Source organism: Nocardia yamanashiensis (assembly GCF_021183565.1).
GTDB classification, from domain to species: domain Bacteria; phylum Actinomycetota; class Actinomycetes; order Mycobacteriales; family Mycobacteriaceae; genus Nocardia; species Nocardia yamanashiensis.
The window spans coordinates 3,300,410-3,315,075 of record NZ_CP089226.1; the positions used below are offsets into that span (position 1 = coordinate 3,300,410).

Sequence of the window (14,666 nt, forward strand, 5' to 3'; positions counted from 1 at the left end):
GGAACAGCCATGTACCGCACCATGATCGCCGCGGGTCTCGCCGCGCTGGCGCTGTCGCTCGGGGCGTGCGACTACACCGGCGGCAAGACCGGACCGTCGCCGGAAGCCACCTCGACCAGTCCGGCCGACCCCTCGTACACCACGTCGAAGAATATTGTGCCGCCGGAGAATTCACGTTCGGTATCCGCGCCCTCGGCCATCGCGCCCGCGGTGCTGCGGCACGAGACGTGCGAGAAATACCTGCCGCGCTTCGAGACCATCCGCAAGGACACCGGTCAGGTCGGCGTGGATCGCGCCGTCTCCGACGCGCTGAACGAATTCCCGGACACCCCCGACTGGCAGGTGTTCACCGAGGAGCAACGGCAGGCCGCGATCCAGGGCGCCCGAGACGCCGGAACGGGCAAATGCGACTAGCCTCCGGGGTTTTGGCTGCCGAATCGTGACCTGTTCACAGGATATTCATGGCTGATTCTGGCAATACCGCATGGTCTGACACGGTTGACTGTCAGCAGTGCTGAGGGGCAGCACGGGCACATCAGTCCTAGGAGCCGCGCCGTGGACACAGCTGGGGCCAGCGCCATCCCGCCGACCGCTTCATCCGCCACGATCAAGGCCGCCTCGGCGACCCGGCGCGGCGGGCGATCGCTCAATGCCGACGCCGTCGCCTCGCATGCCGAACCCGGCAGCGGGCGGATCGCTTTCGCCGTCGCGGACGGCATCGGCGATCAACTGCTGGCGGCGCGCGCGGCCCGGGCCATTGCCGCGGTCGCCGCGCGCGAAGCGGCACAGCACGGCGCGCACGCCGGCATCCTGGCGGCCCAGCGGGAGCTGCTGCGCGAATTCCCGCAGCCGGAAGCCGATGCGGTGGTGGTGGTCGCGGTGCTGCCGGATTCCGGGCAGCCGGACGATCAGATCGATATCGCGTGGGTGGGCGACTGTCGCGCCTACCGCTGGAACGGGCGCATCCTGCACCAGATCACCACCGATCACACGGTCGCGGAATATCTGACCAGCCGGGGGCTGGCGCCGACCGCGCGCATGAGCCATCTGGTCACCACCTCGGTGCGCACGGTCGCGCCGGACGCCATCGGGCACGCGCTCACCGGGCGCGCCCGCGGCCGACTATTGCTGTGCAGCGACGGCGTGCACAAGCCGCTCGAGATGGCCGCGCTGAAACTGCTGCTGGCCACCGGGGAATCCCTCTCCGGCACCGCGAACGACTTGGTGGACAAGGCTTTACAGGCCGGCGGGCGCGACAATGCCACCGCGTTCGTGATCGAGCGCCGCTAGCCGGTTGGACGGCCGCCCACCCGATGAGGATGATCACTCGTGAGACGGGGTAACCGAATCGCGAGCCCTCATGCGGAAGGAGACGGCGGATGGCGGGACAGGATCTGGCCGGCAAGACGGTAGTGGTGACCGGCGCGAGTTCCGGAATCGGCGCGGCCGCGGCGGCGCGGCTGGCCGAACGCGGCGCGACGGTCGCGGTGGTGGGGCGTTCACCGGAGCGCACCGCGGCGGTGGCCGAAAAGGTCGGGGGCGCGGCGTTCACCGCCGATTTCGCGAATTTCGAACAGGTGCGGGCGCTGGCCGCGCAACTGCTGGAGCGGTATCCGCGCATCGATGTGCTGGCCAACAATGCCGGCGGCGCGTGGGCGGAGCGGACGGTCACCGTGGACGGCAACGAACTGACCTTCCAGGCCAATCACCTCTCGCCGTTCCTGCTCACCAATCTGCTGCTGGAGCGGCTGCTGGCCTCGGACGCGCGAGTGATCAACACCTCCAGCACCACCTATCGCATGGCCCGGCTCGACCTCGGCACCGTGAACGCCTCGACCGGCTCGTTCAATCAGCTCGCCGCCTACGCGCAGTCGAAACTGGTGAACCTGATCTTCACCCGCGAACTGGCGCGTCGCACCGCCGGTACCGGCCTGCGCACCGCCGCATTCCATCCGGGCGCGGTCGCGACCCACGTCTACGACAACGCGCCGCTGGGTCTGGGCGCGCTCATCCGCTCGCCGCTCGGCCGCCTGGTCTTCCTCTCCCCCGAGCGCGGAGCCGAGCCCCTGGTGCACCTGGCGACCACCGCCGAGGACATCGGCGGCAAGTACTTCCACCGGCTGAAGGTGGAGCAGCCCAAGAACAAGCAGGCCCTGGATACCGCGCTGGCGCAGGAACTCTGGACGCTGTCGGAGAAGCTGACCGGCGTCACCTCGGCCGCGAGCTGAGGCCGATCGTGTCCGGGGAGCACGCCGATCCGGTCGCGGTACTGCGGCGCTGGGAGTCCTCGGGCGCGATCTGGCGGGTGCTGGCCCGGCGCGCGGACCGGGTCACCGTCGGGCTCTACTCCTGCACCGGCGGTGAGGAGATGGATCGATTCAGCTCTGGCGATCCGGAACTGTTGCGGTTCATCGGGGATCGGCTCGGCAGCGACGAGTGAGTCACTCCGCCGCGGCGAGCGCCGCCAAAGCCAGCACCGAGGCGTGGATGATCTCCCGCTGCGGGGCGAGGCGGGCGGCCTCGGCGTCGGGGAGTTCGACGTGCACGTGGATATCGGTCTGCGTGCCGCTCGCATCGGGTTCCAGCCGCCATTCGAAACACAGGTCCGAGATCAGGCAGGAGATCGTCACCCGGCGCCCGGCGCGGTCGGTGCGCAGGGCCTGCGGCATCGGGAAGTCCGGATAGCCTTCCGGATACATGGTGTAACCGTCCGTGCCGGTGGCCGCCGCGGGTGCGACGCTGCCGATTCCGGCCCACCACTCCGGGAATCGGCTCGGGTCGTAGAGCAGCTTCCACACCTCCTCGGGCGCGGCCGGGCTGTGTGCGTGATCATCGAAGCTCGGCATGTCCGTTCCCGTCCTGTTCGATGGCGGCGAGTTCGGCCAGTACCCGATCGAGTTCCCGGGCCGGTTCGACCAGGGCCGCCAGTGGCGGGCGGCCCAGATCGACCAGTGCGGCCGAATAGTTCTCGCCGGTCGGCGCGCCGACGGTCACCCGGCGCCGCCACACCCGCGCCGACTGCCGCAAGCGGGTGACGGCGAGGTCGTCGTCCCGGCGGGCGTGCGCGATCAGCCCTTGGATGCGCTGCATCCTGGCCACCAGGGTGTCCGGGAAGTCGCCCGCCGCAACGGGTTCCAGTGCGGCTGCGCGCAGCTCCGCCTCCGCGGCTTCGAGTTGCCCGGCGCGGGTGAGTGATTCGGCGCGATGGAGTCTGGTCAGGGCACGGCTGACCGGCGGGTCGGCGGCCAGGGCCAGACGGAATTGCTCTGCGGCGGCGGCGTTTTCCCCTCGGGCGTGGGCGAGCAGTCCGCGATCGTGGTGCACCAGCGCTTCCAGGTCGGCGCTGCCCAGCCGCTCCGCCGCGCCGGCGGCGGCGTCGAGGGCGGTCTGGGCTTCGGCGAGCCGATCCAGTCTGCGCAGCAGGGCGCAGCGCCCGGATTGGGTGTAGACGATCAGGCGGAGCAACCCGTTCGGCACCACCAGGGACAGGCAGCGATCGGCGAAATCCACACTGCGCGTGAACTCTCCGGCGCAGGCCGCCGCGCTGGCCGCATTGATCAAGCAGCTGTAGGCGAGGTCGGGCCGCCGGGCGCGCTGCGCGGCATCGGCGGCCGACACCAGCGGCGCGTAGCTCTCGGTGAACCGCCCGGCGCGCAGGAGCGCGTGCGCGCGAGCCACTTCCAGGTCGTGGGCCAGCAGGTCACCGACCGGTCCGTCCGCTGTCAGGACTGCGGCCTGCTCCAGCAGTTCCGCGACCGCGCCGGGCTCTCCGGCAACCGATTCCGCCCAGGCCAGCCCCGCCAGGACCTCGGCCCGGATCATCGGATCGGAATCCGGTTCGCGCTCCAGCAGATCCAGTGCCGCACGATACGAACGACGCGATTCGCGTGGATGACACACGCCGCCCCGCAACCACATGCCCCGGCGCAGCCAGGCCGCGATCAGCGCGCCGGTGTCCTGCGGCGAGATCAGTTCCAAGGCCCGGTCGAAGGCGTCGTCGGCGGCTTCCAGCCGTCCGCGCCAGGCTTCCACTTCACCGAGTTCGAGCAGTGTTCCGGGATGATCGGGCTCGATCTCGAGTGCTTCCCGCAGGAACCCCGCGGCTTCCGCGAGCGCCGCCACCGCCCGGGCGTCGGCCGCGGCCCGGATCAGCTGTCCCACCGCGAGATCGTCCCGGCCCGCGCGCCGGAGATGATCGGCGATCTCCGCGGCCCGCCGGGTAGCCCGGCCGTCCCGCGCACTCAGCTCCGTGGCCAGCGCCTCGTGCAGATGGGCCCGCACCGGTTCGGCGATATCGTCGTACACCGCCGCGCGCAGCAGCGCGTGCCGGAATCCGATCGCGCCCTCCCGAATTCGCAACAGCCCGGCCCCCAGCGCCTCGGTGGCGGCGCGATCGGGATCGGTCAGCAGCGGCAGCCGCACGATATCCGCGCGCCCCAGATCGTGCCCGGCGACAGCGGCCAATTCCACGAAAAGCCGTGCCTGCCCCGACAATCGGCCGAGTTCGGCGCGGGTCGCAACCCGCAGATCCTCCACCGGATCGGCGTGCCCCAGCGCGAATTGCCGGGCCGCGGTGACGGTCAGCAGCGGACTCCCGCCCGCCACCGACACGATCCGCTCCAATTGCGCGGCGGTCAGGTCGGCCGTACACCGCGCCAGCTCACGCACCTCCCCCACATTCAAAGGCCCCAAGTCCATCTCGGCCGCCAGCACTCCCTTCGCCCGCAAGGCCGCGAGCACGGCATCCGCGCGCCGCCCGGGCGGCAGCCGGCGCCGGGTGAGCACGAGCAACACCGGCAGCCGCCCGATCCGCCGCCCCACATAGCCGAGCAGGTCCAGACTGGACGCGTCGGCGAGGTGCAGATCCTCCAGCACCAGCACCAGTGGCCCCCGCGCCGACAGCCGAACCAGCAGTTGAACCACCGCCTCGAACAACCGAATTCGATCATGCTCGGGCGCTCCGGCCGATCCGCGCGGCGCGACGGCGGGCACCAAGCGCGCCAGATCAGCCACCCAGGTGGCGTCGGCCGGCAGCGGCTCGGCACCGGCGAGCACCTCGGCCAGCGCCTCGGACCACACCCCGAAAGGCATCCCGCCCGGCCCGCCGGCCGCACCGCTCCCACTGCGAATCCCACGGCGCCCTACCAGATCCAGCAGTTCCTCGGCCAGCGCCGTCTTCCCGATCCCGCCCTCCCCATTGATCATGACAACACATCCCCGCCCGATATCCATGCGCGCCAGGCAATTTCGTAACTGCGCCAGCTCCGACACCCGGCCGATCAAAGAGACAGGTGCCCTACCGAGCCAACCGCCCGTCGCCGGTGGTCCGGCATTCCGCACCCGGCCCACCGGTGCCTCGATCTCACCGGGCAGTTCGGCGGAGTGAACTGCCCATTGCGACCGCTGCCCAACCGAATCGAAGCCCGCGACCGGTTCCGCCGGGCGCGACGGCGGCACCACGGACTCGAACCCCGCGAGCGGTTCGGCCGAGCGGATCCGATGAATGAGGGCGACGGTTTCGGGTGCGGGGGCCACGTCGAGTTCGGACTGGAGTGTGCGGCGCAGGCGGGCGTAGCTGGAGAGCGCGGCGTCGTGGTCACCGGTGGCGGCGAGGAGCCGGATCAGTTCGCGCGCGGCGACTTCGTCAACGGGATCGAGGTCGGCTCGGCGGCGGGCCCAGGTCAGGGCGGCGGTGTGGTCGCCTTCGGTTTCGGCGGCGGTGGCGGCGAGTGCCAGTACCCGGGCGAGGCGGCGGGCGTGGTCGGCGCGAATCGGCGGCAACCAGTCTTCCTGCCAGCCGGTGAGGAGTTCGCCGCGGCAGAGAGACAGGGCGGCGGCGGTTGCTCCGGCGCTGGCGAGGCGATCGAATTCGGTCAGGTCCACCTGGACTTCGGGACTCAGGGCGATGGTTTCGCGGGCGGTGGTGAGGCTGGGCGCGGCGGGGCCGAGAGCGGTGCGGAGCGACCAGATCGCACTGCGGAGGCTGGCCCGGGCATTGGCGGCGGGAGCATCGGGCCAGAGTTCGGCGGCCACGGTGGAGCGATGGTGCGGGCCGGGGTGGACGGCCAGCCAGGCCAGCAGGGCGCACACGCGTTGGTTTCGATCCGGCAGCCGCACCGGTTGTCCGTCGAGTTCGGCCCGGAGCGGGCCGAGTACCTGTATTCGCAGCATCGCGCGTGCCTCTCCGCGAGGATCTCCGAGTCTCGTCGTATGGCAGTCGCCTGGCAACCCCTCGCGGCGGCGGCGCTTGACGCGCGTTTGACGGAGGCCGCGCAGACTTCCCAGGGGCCGGGAAACCAGGGAGAAGGGCACGTCATGAGCACCACCGATACCGGGTTCGATCTGCGCGAGTTCCGCCGCGGGATCGAGGAGCGCGATGCGGCGGCGTTGCGCGCCATGTACGCCGAGGACGCCGAAGTTCGCATGATCGATCAGGACAATCCGCCGAGTCATCCGCGGGTATTGCGCGGGCGCGATCAGATCGGCGCATATCTGGCCGATGTGTGCGGGCGCGAAATGACGCACGAGATCCAGCACGCCGTCACCGACGGGGTCACGGTGAACTTCTTCGAAGCCTGCCGGTATCCCGACGGCACCCGGGTGCTGTGCGCGGTGACCATGGACCTGTCCGACGGCCGCATCGTCCGGGAGACCGGCGTGCAGGCGTGGGATCGGTGATCGCCATGGGTACCGAGCACCGGGATTTCGCCACGCCCGACGAGGTGCGGGCCTTCGATCGCGGCCGCGCCGAGATCCTGAAGGTCGGCGACAGCGATATCGGCCGGCTGGTCCTGCATCCCGGGTGGCGCTGGTCGCAGGACGTGAAACCGGTCGCGGGCACCGAATGGTGCGAGGCCCCGCATTTCCAGTATCACGTGGCGGGCACCCTGCACATTCTGATGGCCGACGGCACCGAATTCGATGCCACGCCCGGCCAGGTCACCTCCCTGCCGTCCGGGCACGACGCCTGGGTGGTGGGCGACGAGGACGTAGTGGTCGTGGATTGGTGGGGCGCAAGCCATTACGCCAAGTGACGGGGGCGGTTGTGCCGCGGGGCCCGGGAGGCGGGCTGCCGCGGCGCGGCTACGACGGGGGCGGGCGGATTGGGAAGGGTGAGTTCACCCTCCAATACCCGTGCTTCACCGTGGTGCGTCAGCCGGACCGGTTCACCGGTCAGCAGCCGGTAGGTGGTGTTCGCGGCGGTGATCTCCACGCGGATTCGGCTGTCGCGCCACAGGATTCGGAAGGCCAGCCGATCGATCGGCGCGGGCAGCCGGGGCGCGAACGCGGGCAGGCCGTCCTGGTCGCGCAGCCCGCCGAACCCGCCGACACAGCTGATCCAGGTACCGGCCAGGGCCGCGATGTGCAGTCCGGCGGACACATTGTGGTGCAGATCGTGCAGATCGGTGAAGGCCGCCTCGGCGAAATAGTCGAAAGCCAGTGACAGATGGCCGACTTCGGCGGCGAGCACGGCTTGCACGCTGGCCGACAGCGACGAGTCGCGCACCGTCAGCGCCTCGTAGTAGTCGAAGTTCCGGGTCTTCTGTCCCAGGTCGAAAGCATTGGGGCACAGGTACATCGCCAGAATCAGATCGGCCTGTTTGACGACCTGCTGCCGGTAGAGATCGAAGTACGGGTAGTGCAACAGCAGCGGATAGTTCTCGGCCGGCGTCGCCGCGAAATCCCATGGCGCGTAACGGGTGAACCCCTCCGATTGCTCGTGCACCCCCAGTTCGTGGTTGTAGGGCAGCAGTATGGCCGCCGCGCACTCGCGCCAATGCGCGAGCTCGTCGGCGTCGACCCCCAGCCGGTCGGCCACCTCGGGCTGCCGCTCGCACGCCGCGGCCGCTTCCTCGAGATTCCGGCGGGCGAGCAGATTCGTGTACAGGTTGTTGTCGGCGAGCGCCGAGTACTCGTCGGGTCCGGTGACACCGTCGATGCGGAAGAGTCCGGCGGTGTCGTAATGCCCGAGACTCACCCACAGCCGAGCGGTCTCGGCCAGAAGCTCTACCCCGCAGTCGATTTCGAACTTCTCGTCACCGGTGGCGGCCAGATACCGCGCGGTGGCGTCGGCGATATCGGCATTGACGTGCACCGCCGCGGTGGCGGTCGGCCAATATCCGGACGCTTCCTCGCCGTCGATGGACCGCCACGGGAACATGGCCCCCGACTGCCCGAGTTCCCGCGCCCGCCGCCGGGCCTGATCGAGGGTGGCATGCCGCCAGCGCAGCGCGTCCCCGGCCGCCCCCGGCATGGTGTAGGTGAGCACCGGCAGCACGAAGGTCTCGGTGTCCCAGAACGCGTGCCCGTCGTAGCCGGGGCCGGTGAGGCCCTTGGCCGGAATGGCCCGGGCCTCACCGCGCGCACCCGCCTGCAGGACATGGAACAGCGCGAACCGAACAGCCTGCTGCAATGCCGGATCACCGTCGAGTTCGATATCGGCCTGCGCCCAGAACTCGTCGAGGTAGGCGCGCTGCCGGGCCAGCAGCTCCTCCCAGCCGGTGTCCAGCCCCGCCGCGAGCGCCGCCTCCACCTGTGCGCGCAGGGCGGGCGCCGAGCGGCGCGCCGACCAGCCGTACGCGAGATACTTGGTGAGGCAGAGCTTTTCGCCGAACGGCACATCGGCGGCGAAGGTCACCCGCGCCAGATCGTCCTCGGCGTGCACCCCGCAGCGCGCCGAACCCGGCACCGCGAGTTCGTGATCCATTCCGGCCGCCATCCGCAATCCGGAACTGCGCGTGTGGTGCACGAGCACGGCGGCGAGCTCGCGCGCCGCGACTTCGTCGGCGATCAAGGGCCGGTCCAGGGCCGCGGCCAGCCGGGGATCCCCGCGGGTGGCGGTGATCGGTTCGTTGACGAGCAGATCGGACTGCACCACCAGTTCGATATCGCCGTCGAGGGGCTCGACCTCGTAACGCACCGCGGCGATCGTGCGTTCGGTGAACGACACCAGCCGTTCCGAGCGAATCCGCACGGTCCGCCCGGTCGGCGAGGTCCATTCGGTGTCCCGGCGCAGCGTCCCGGACCGGAAGTCCAGCACCCGATTGTGCGCCCGGGTGTCCCCGTAGCGCAGATCCATCGGCTCGTCCTCCACCAGCAGCCGGATGATCTTGCCGTCGGTCACGTTGACCACGGTCTGCCCGTGCTCCGGATACCCGTAGCCGACTTCGGCGTACGGCAGCGGCCGGGATTCATAGAAGCCGTTCAAATAGGTGCCGGGCAGCCCGACCGGCTCGCCTTCCTCGAGGGTGCCGCGCAGTCCCAGATGCCCGTTGGACAGCGCGAAGATCGATTCGGTGCGGTGCAGCGCCTCGAGATCCAGTCCGCACCAGCGCAATTCCCACGGCGAGATCTCGAAACCGGGATCGCTCATCGGGTTCCGCCCAGGTCCGCGAGATCACCGACGATCACATCCGCCCCGGCTCGGCGCAGGGCTTCGGCATGGGCCGGGGTCCCGGTGCGTTCCACCCCGACGACGTACCCGAAATCGCCGCCGCGCCCGGCCGCGACCCCGGCGACGGCATCCTCGAACACCGCCGCCGCATCGGGGCGCACCCCCAGCTCGTCCGCGGCGGTGAGGAATCCGTCCGGCGCGGGTTTGCCCCGCAGCCCCTGCGCGGCGAAACTCTTGCCGTCGATCCGGACTTCGACGAACCGCGCCAGGCCGGCCGCCGCGAGCACCGCCTCGGCATTGGCCGAGGACGACACCACCGCGATCCGTAATCCGGCCTCCCGCACGGCCGACAGATATTCCACCGTCCCGGGGTAGACGTGCACGCCGTCGTGTTCGATCAGCGACAGCAGTAGCTCGTTCTTCCGATTCCCGATCCCGTGCACCGTCGACTCGGTCGCCGGATCGTCCGGCTTCCCTTCCGGCACAGTGATATTCCGCGCTCTCAGGAACTCGCGCACCCCGTCGAACCGTGGTCTGCCGTCGACGTATTCCTGATAGTCCCGCGCGGAGAAGGGCTCGAATCCCGTCCCGCACCGCGCTTCCAGGAACTCGTCGAAGACCTGCCGCCAGGCGCGCTCGTGCACGGCGGCGGTATCGGTCAGCACCCCGTCCAGGTCGAACAGCGTCGCCGCGATCGCATCCGGCAGGCCCAGGCGCATGGTGTTCTCCTGATCGTCGCTCCGACGCCGTGCCATCCCGGCGTCGCGAATCGCCTACCCGGCGTGCGGCGCGTCAAACGACCCACCGGCGTGGCGGTTTCGGGCCGCCGGGCGCGGGTAGTCCCGGCCTATGCTGCCCGTGACGGAAGGCAGGCTCGGCGGTGGTCTGCCGCACCTGACCATGGGGAACGGCCCGTCCCTGGTGGTGTTCTCCGGTTTCACTCCGCTGCACGGCAATCCGGCCGGCGCGACGCGGCGAATGCTGCTGGCGCAGTTGCGAACCCTGTCGCGACGACGGCGGGTCCATCTGATCGGCAGGCGCGTCGGGGTGCCGCCGGGTGCGTCGGTCGCGGATTTCGCGGACGACTACGCCGCGGCGCTGGCCGCGAATTTCACCGCGCCCGTGGATATCGCGGGCCTGTCCACCGGCGGCGCGATGGCATTGCAACTGGCCGCCGACCATCCCGCACTGGTGCGCCGGCTGATCGTCGCCGGGGCCGGGCACACCTGGTCGGCGTACGGGCAGCGGGCACTGCTCGATTGGGCGCTGCGGGCGCGGGCCGGGCGGCCGCCCATGCGGACGTTCACCCGCATGGTGACGCCCTCGCCCGGCCTGCGTCCGGCGGCGTCGCTGCTCATGTGGTGCAACGACCGCGGGCTGCGCGGCCGGGACCTGTCCGACGGGATCGTGATGGCCACCGCCCTGGCCGCTTTCGACTGCCGGGAGCGGCTGGGCGACATCACCGCGCCGCTGCTGCTCGTGGCCGGGGACCGGGATCCGCTGCTGACGGCGGACATCATCGGCCGGACGGTGCGCGGGGCGGCGGGCGCGCAACTCGCGCTGTATCCGCGGCGCGGGCATTACGGAATCTTCCTCGGCGGCAGGCTGTCCCGGGAGATCGAGCATTTCCTCGGCGGCGATCGCCCCGGGCCCGGCTAAGGGGTACGGGCGGGTTCTCCCCCATCGGCGGTACGCCGCAGGGATGACCGCGAATGGGCCATCGGGGCGATGCCACCCGGTCCGGCGCACGGCTACCGTCCAGCTCATGACATCCCCGGCGACCGAATCCGCTTCGACCGCACGCCCCGGCCTGCTCCGCTTCGCCCCCTTGGCTGCCGTCGCGGTGCTGGCGGGCACGGTCGCCGCCTGCACCTCCGATCCGGCCCGGCCGCCGCACGGCCCGCTGTCCGATAGTTCGCGCACCGCCGTGCAGCAGACCCTCGACGCGGCCGTGGCCGCCGGGATTCCCGGGGTGCAGGTGGTGGTCACCGCCGACGGCCTGGATTGGACCGCCGCCTCCGGGGTCGGCGATATCGCCGCCCGCACCCCCTTCCCCGAGGGCGCGCACGCTCGTTTCGGCAGCAATACCAAGGCGTTCGTCGCGACCGTGCTCATGCAATTGGTGGCGGCGGGTTCGGTCGACCTGGACGCACCGATCGAGCGGTATCTGCCGGGCGTGGTGCGGGGCGAGGGCATCGACGGCAATCGCATCACCGTGCGAAATCTCATGCAGCACACCAGCGGTCTGCCCGAGTATCTCGAACTGCCGGAGTTGCAGGATGATTCGGACGAGCTGCTGACCAAGCATTTCGACGCTGCCGCGCTGGTTCGCTCCGCGATGGCCATGCCGCCGCATTTCCAGCCCGGCGAGCGCGCCGAGTACAGCAATACCAACTTCCTCATCGCCGGCCTGCTGGTCGAACGCGTGACCGGCCGGCCCCTCGCCGATGAGGTCGAGGGCCGCATCACCGGTCCCCTGCACCTGCGCGAGACCTACTTCCCGGCCGCGGGCGACACCGATATCCGCACCCCGCACCCGCGGGGTTACGAGTCCGTCGACGGAAAGCCCACGGACTATACGCGTTTCGATCCGTCCTGGGCCGGCGCGGCCGGTGAGATCGTCTCCACCGGCTCGGACGCGAACCGCTTCTTCACCGCGTTGATCACCGGAAACCTGCTTCCCACCGCGCAATCCACCGCCATGCGCGCAGACCCGCGACCGCTCACCAATCGTCCCGGCTACTCCTACGGCCTGGGCCTGACCCAGGCCACGGCCCCCTGCGACCTCACCGTCTGGGGTCACGGCGGCTCCATCCCCGGCTTCCGCACCTACAACGGCGTCACCCCGACCGGCCGCGCCGTCACGGTGATCGCCAACCTGCGCCCGGCCGATGCCGCCGCCACCGCCGCACTGCAGAAGGTCTTCGACACGGCCGTGTGCGCGGCGGACTGACCCTTGACTTTCCTACCAGGAAAGTGGGAGCCTTACTTTCCAGGTAGGAAAGTGAGGAATCGCCATGGAGTACATCGCTCCCGATCAAGCTCGCGCCGCCCTCGAAGCGGCCGCACGCGCCGAACGCCAGGTGGCCGCCGAAGTCGGCCTCCCCCGCGCCTATTGGTGGGGCATGGCCGCCGGCTGGCTGATACTCGGCATCGTCGGCGACCTGGGCCCGCAATGGCTCGTCATCGCCGCCACGCTGGCCTTCGGCATCGGCCACTCCACCATCGCCTCCCGGCTACTGGACGGCCGCAGCCGCACCGGCCAGGTCCGGGTCAGCGCCGAAACCGCCGGCCGCCGGGTGCCCTTGGTAGTGATCGGAATGCTGCTCGGCCTGGTCGCGGTCACCATCGGAGCAGCCTTCGCCCTGAACGCCGACGGCGCCCGGCACCCCGCCATCTGGTCGGCCGTGTTCGTCGCCGCCATCGTCGGCTTCGGCGGCCCGGAGATCCTGCGCACCCTGCGCGCCTGGGCGCGGGCATGACCAACGCCCGGTTCGACGAACTCATCCACCCCAGCACCCGGCTGTCGCTGGTCGCCACCCTGGCGGCAGCCGACTGGGCCGAGTTCGCCTACCTCAAAGACCGCCTGGCCCTCTCGGATTCGGCCCTGTCCAAACAGCTCGCGACTCTCGAGGACGCCGGTTACGTCACCACCGAACGCCGCCTCGACGGCGCCCGCCGCAAACTCCGCGCCCGCCTGACCGACACCGGCCGCACCGCGTTCCACGGTCATATCGCCGCCCTGCAGGAAATCGTGGCGAGCGCGACACCGCCCCCGGACTGAGCCCGGTCAGCGGCGTACGGCAATGGCATCGACCTCGAATTGCATACCGGGCAGGGCGAGTGCGGCGACCCCGGTCAGGGTTTGAGCCGGTGGGCGATCGCCCCAGAGCAAGGCGATGCGCCGGCCCAGCACGGACAGCTTGTCGAGGTCGTGGTCGACGATATGGGTGCGCAACTGGGCGACGTCGGCGAAATCCAGGCCGACCGAGCGCAGCGCGACCCCGAGATTATGGAAGGCGCGCTCCACCTGTCCAGCGAAGTCCGTCGTGGTGATGTGACCGATCGCGTCGGAATCATATTGGCCCGCAATGAAAACCAGTTCACCCCTGGCTGGGTGGCCGCGCGCGCCGTGGCAGCGGATCCCGATCGCGGGTACCCGGCGGCGCGGTCCAGGCCCCGGCGGATTCTGCATGATCTGCAACCGAGTTCGCCCAATGCCGCCGACTTCCCCCGCACCGATTGGGCGGCTTCGACGCGTCGCGCCTTGGCGGCCGCTCCGAATGACGCGTTCGGCGTGGGCGATCCGCGCGGGCGGCCGGAATTACGCCGCAGCCTCGCCGAATATCTGAGCCGGGCGCGCGGTGTGCGAGCCGATCCGGAACGGATCATCGTCTGCTCGGGTTTCGCCCACGGCCTGCAACTGCTCGCCCAGGTGCTGGACGGCCCGGTGGGGATGGAGGCGTACTGCCTGGACTTCCACCGGGACATCCTGCAGGACAGCGGCCTTCCGACTGTGCCGATCCCGGTGGACGACCGGGGCGCCAGGGTTTCCGAACTGCCGGGCACCGACGCCCGCGCGGTCCTGCTGACGCCGGCGCACCAGTACCCCACCGGCGGACCGCTGCATCCCGAACGCCGTGCGGCAGTGGTGGATTGGATTCGCTCCACCGGTGCGCTGCTGCTCGAGGACGACTACGACGGCGAGTTCCGCTACGACCGCCAGCCGGTCGGGGCGTTGCAGAGCCTGGACCCGGACCGGGTCGTCTATCTGGGATCGGCGAGCAAGAGCCTCTCCCCCGCCCTGCGCCTGGGCTGGATGGTACTGCCCGAACCATGGCTGCCGAAGGTGCTGTCCGCCAAAGGCTCTCGCGAAATGTGGGTGAGCACGGTCGAGCAGCTGACCCTGGCGGACTTCCTGGCGTCGGGTTCGTACGACCGGCACCTGCGCCGCACTCGCGCCACCTATCGCCGCCGCCGGGATCTCCTCGTCCGGACGCTCGCGCGGCACGCTCCGCACATCCGGATCAGTGGGATCGCGGCGGGCTTGCACGCGGTGCTCGAATTACCGGACGGCACCGAGGAATCCACCCTCCGCGCGGCGCGGCGCGAGTGCCTCGCGCTGGACGGCCTGCGCCCCTACCGGCATCCCGGCAGCGCCATGCCGCCGCGCGACGGCCTGGTCATCGGCTACGGCACACCCGCCGACCACGCCTTCGGCCCGGCCCTGGAAGCCCTGTGCCGGGTGCTGCCAGGGCCGTGACGCGGCCGG

General features: G+C 70.5%; 16 protein-coding genes. 11 read left to right on the forward strand and 5 right to left on the reverse strand.

Annotated features, from left to right (window positions below; genetic code table 11):
* Window positions 1-9: 9 nt before the first annotated feature.
* The 4 genes from LTV02_RS16025 (at window position 10) to LTV02_RS16040 (ending at window position 2,440) form a co-directional block, all read left to right on the forward strand.
* Window positions 10-414, forward strand: a complete 405-nt coding sequence (locus LTV02_RS16025; RefSeq protein WP_233040752.1) for a hypothetical protein — start codon at window positions 10-12, stop codon at window positions 412-414.
* A 141-nt stretch (window positions 415-555) separates the two neighbouring features.
* On the forward strand, window positions 556-1,290 hold the full coding sequence (locus LTV02_RS16030; RefSeq protein WP_233040753.1) for a PP2C family protein-serine/threonine phosphatase: 735 nt from the start codon (window positions 556-558) through the stop codon (window positions 1,288-1,290).
* A gap of 89 nt (window positions 1,291-1,379) precedes the next feature.
* Window positions 1,380-2,228: an SDR family NAD(P)-dependent oxidoreductase gene (locus LTV02_RS16035; RefSeq protein WP_233040754.1), complete on the forward strand. Its 849-nt coding sequence runs from the start codon at window positions 1,380-1,382 to the stop codon at window positions 2,226-2,228.
* A gap of 8 nt (window positions 2,229-2,236) precedes the next feature.
* The gene (locus LTV02_RS16040; RefSeq protein WP_233040755.1) at window positions 2,237-2,440 is read left to right on the forward strand and encodes a hypothetical protein; all 204 of its coding nucleotides are present in this window, start codon (window positions 2,237-2,239) and stop codon (window positions 2,438-2,440) included.
* Between the two features lies 1 nt (window position 2,441).
* Here LTV02_RS16040 and LTV02_RS16045 read toward each other — a convergent pair whose 3' ends face one another.
* Entirely contained in the window at window positions 2,442-2,846 is a 405-nt protein-coding gene (locus tag LTV02_RS16045) for an SRPBCC family protein (protein ID WP_233040756.1), read from the reverse strand.
* The gene (locus LTV02_RS16050) at window positions 2,830-6,171 is read right to left on the reverse strand and encodes an ATP-binding protein (RefSeq protein WP_233040757.1); all 3,342 of its coding nucleotides are present in this window, start codon (window positions 6,169-6,171) and stop codon (window positions 2,830-2,832) included. Before LTV02_RS16050 ends, LTV02_RS16045 begins: the two co-directional genes overlap by 17 nt.
* Window positions 6,172-6,315: 144 nt before the next feature.
* On the opposite strand from LTV02_RS16050, the gene LTV02_RS16055 reads away from it, so the two are divergent.
* Complete coding sequence (locus LTV02_RS16055) at window positions 6,316-6,678, forward strand: nuclear transport factor 2 family protein (RefSeq protein WP_067714137.1); 363 nt, start codon at window positions 6,316-6,318, stop codon at window positions 6,676-6,678.
* 5 nt (window positions 6,679-6,683) lie between these two features.
* The gene (locus tag LTV02_RS16060) at window positions 6,684-7,034 is read left to right on the forward strand and encodes a cupin domain-containing protein (protein ID WP_233040758.1); all 351 of its coding nucleotides are present in this window, start codon (window positions 6,684-6,686) and stop codon (window positions 7,032-7,034) included.
* Here the strand turns inward: LTV02_RS16060 and LTV02_RS16065 are convergent.
* Both LTV02_RS16065 and LTV02_RS16070 read right to left on the reverse strand, forming a co-directional pair.
* On the reverse strand, window positions 7,022-9,373 hold the full coding sequence (locus LTV02_RS16065) for a glycoside hydrolase family 65 protein (protein WP_233040759.1): 2,352 nt from the start codon (window positions 9,371-9,373) through the stop codon (window positions 7,022-7,024). The genes LTV02_RS16060 and LTV02_RS16065 overlap by 13 nt on opposite strands.
* Entirely contained in the window at window positions 9,370-10,149 is a 780-nt protein-coding gene (locus LTV02_RS16070) for an HAD family hydrolase (RefSeq protein ID WP_233040760.1), read from the reverse strand. Before LTV02_RS16070 ends, LTV02_RS16065 begins: the two co-directional genes overlap by 4 nt.
* Before the next feature lie 103 nt (window positions 10,150-10,252).
* Here LTV02_RS16070 and LTV02_RS16075 point away from each other — a divergent pair, with 103 nt between their 5' ends.
* The 4 genes from LTV02_RS16075 (at window position 10,253) to LTV02_RS16090 (ending at window position 13,178) form a co-directional block, all read left to right on the forward strand.
* Window positions 10,253-11,053 (forward strand): alpha/beta fold hydrolase, encoded by an 801-nt coding sequence (locus tag LTV02_RS16075; RefSeq protein ID WP_233040761.1) that lies wholly within the window; start codon window positions 10,253-10,255, stop codon window positions 11,051-11,053.
* Window positions 11,054-11,159: 106 nt separating this feature from the next.
* Window positions 11,160-12,347 carry a serine hydrolase domain-containing protein gene (locus LTV02_RS16080; RefSeq protein ID WP_233040762.1) on the forward strand — a complete coding sequence of 396 codons (1,188 nt, stop codon included), beginning with the start codon at window positions 11,160-11,162 and terminating at the stop codon, window positions 12,345-12,347.
* Window positions 12,348-12,411: 64 nt separating this feature from the next.
* On the forward strand, window positions 12,412-12,876 hold the full coding sequence (locus LTV02_RS16085) for a hypothetical protein (RefSeq protein ID WP_233040763.1): 465 nt from the start codon (window positions 12,412-12,414) through the stop codon (window positions 12,874-12,876).
* Complete coding sequence (locus LTV02_RS16090; protein WP_067714130.1) at window positions 12,873-13,178, forward strand: transcriptional regulator; 306 nt, start codon at window positions 12,873-12,875, stop codon at window positions 13,176-13,178. Before LTV02_RS16085 ends, LTV02_RS16090 begins: the two co-directional genes overlap by 4 nt.
* A gap of 6 nt (window positions 13,179-13,184) precedes the next feature.
* On the opposite strand, the gene LTV02_RS16095 is transcribed toward LTV02_RS16090, so the two are convergent.
* Window positions 13,185-13,589: a RidA family protein gene (locus tag LTV02_RS16095; protein ID WP_233040764.1), complete on the reverse strand. Its 405-nt coding sequence runs from the start codon at window positions 13,587-13,589 to the stop codon at window positions 13,185-13,187.
* Here LTV02_RS16095 and pdxR point away from each other — a divergent pair.
* Window positions 13,476-14,657, forward strand: a complete 1,182-nt coding sequence (gene pdxR / locus LTV02_RS16100; protein ID WP_233040765.1) for a MocR-like pyridoxine biosynthesis transcription factor PdxR — start codon at window positions 13,476-13,478, stop codon at window positions 14,655-14,657. The two genes, LTV02_RS16095 and pdxR, sit on opposite strands and share 114 nt — an antisense overlap.
* Window positions 14,658-14,666 lie beyond the last annotated feature (9 nt).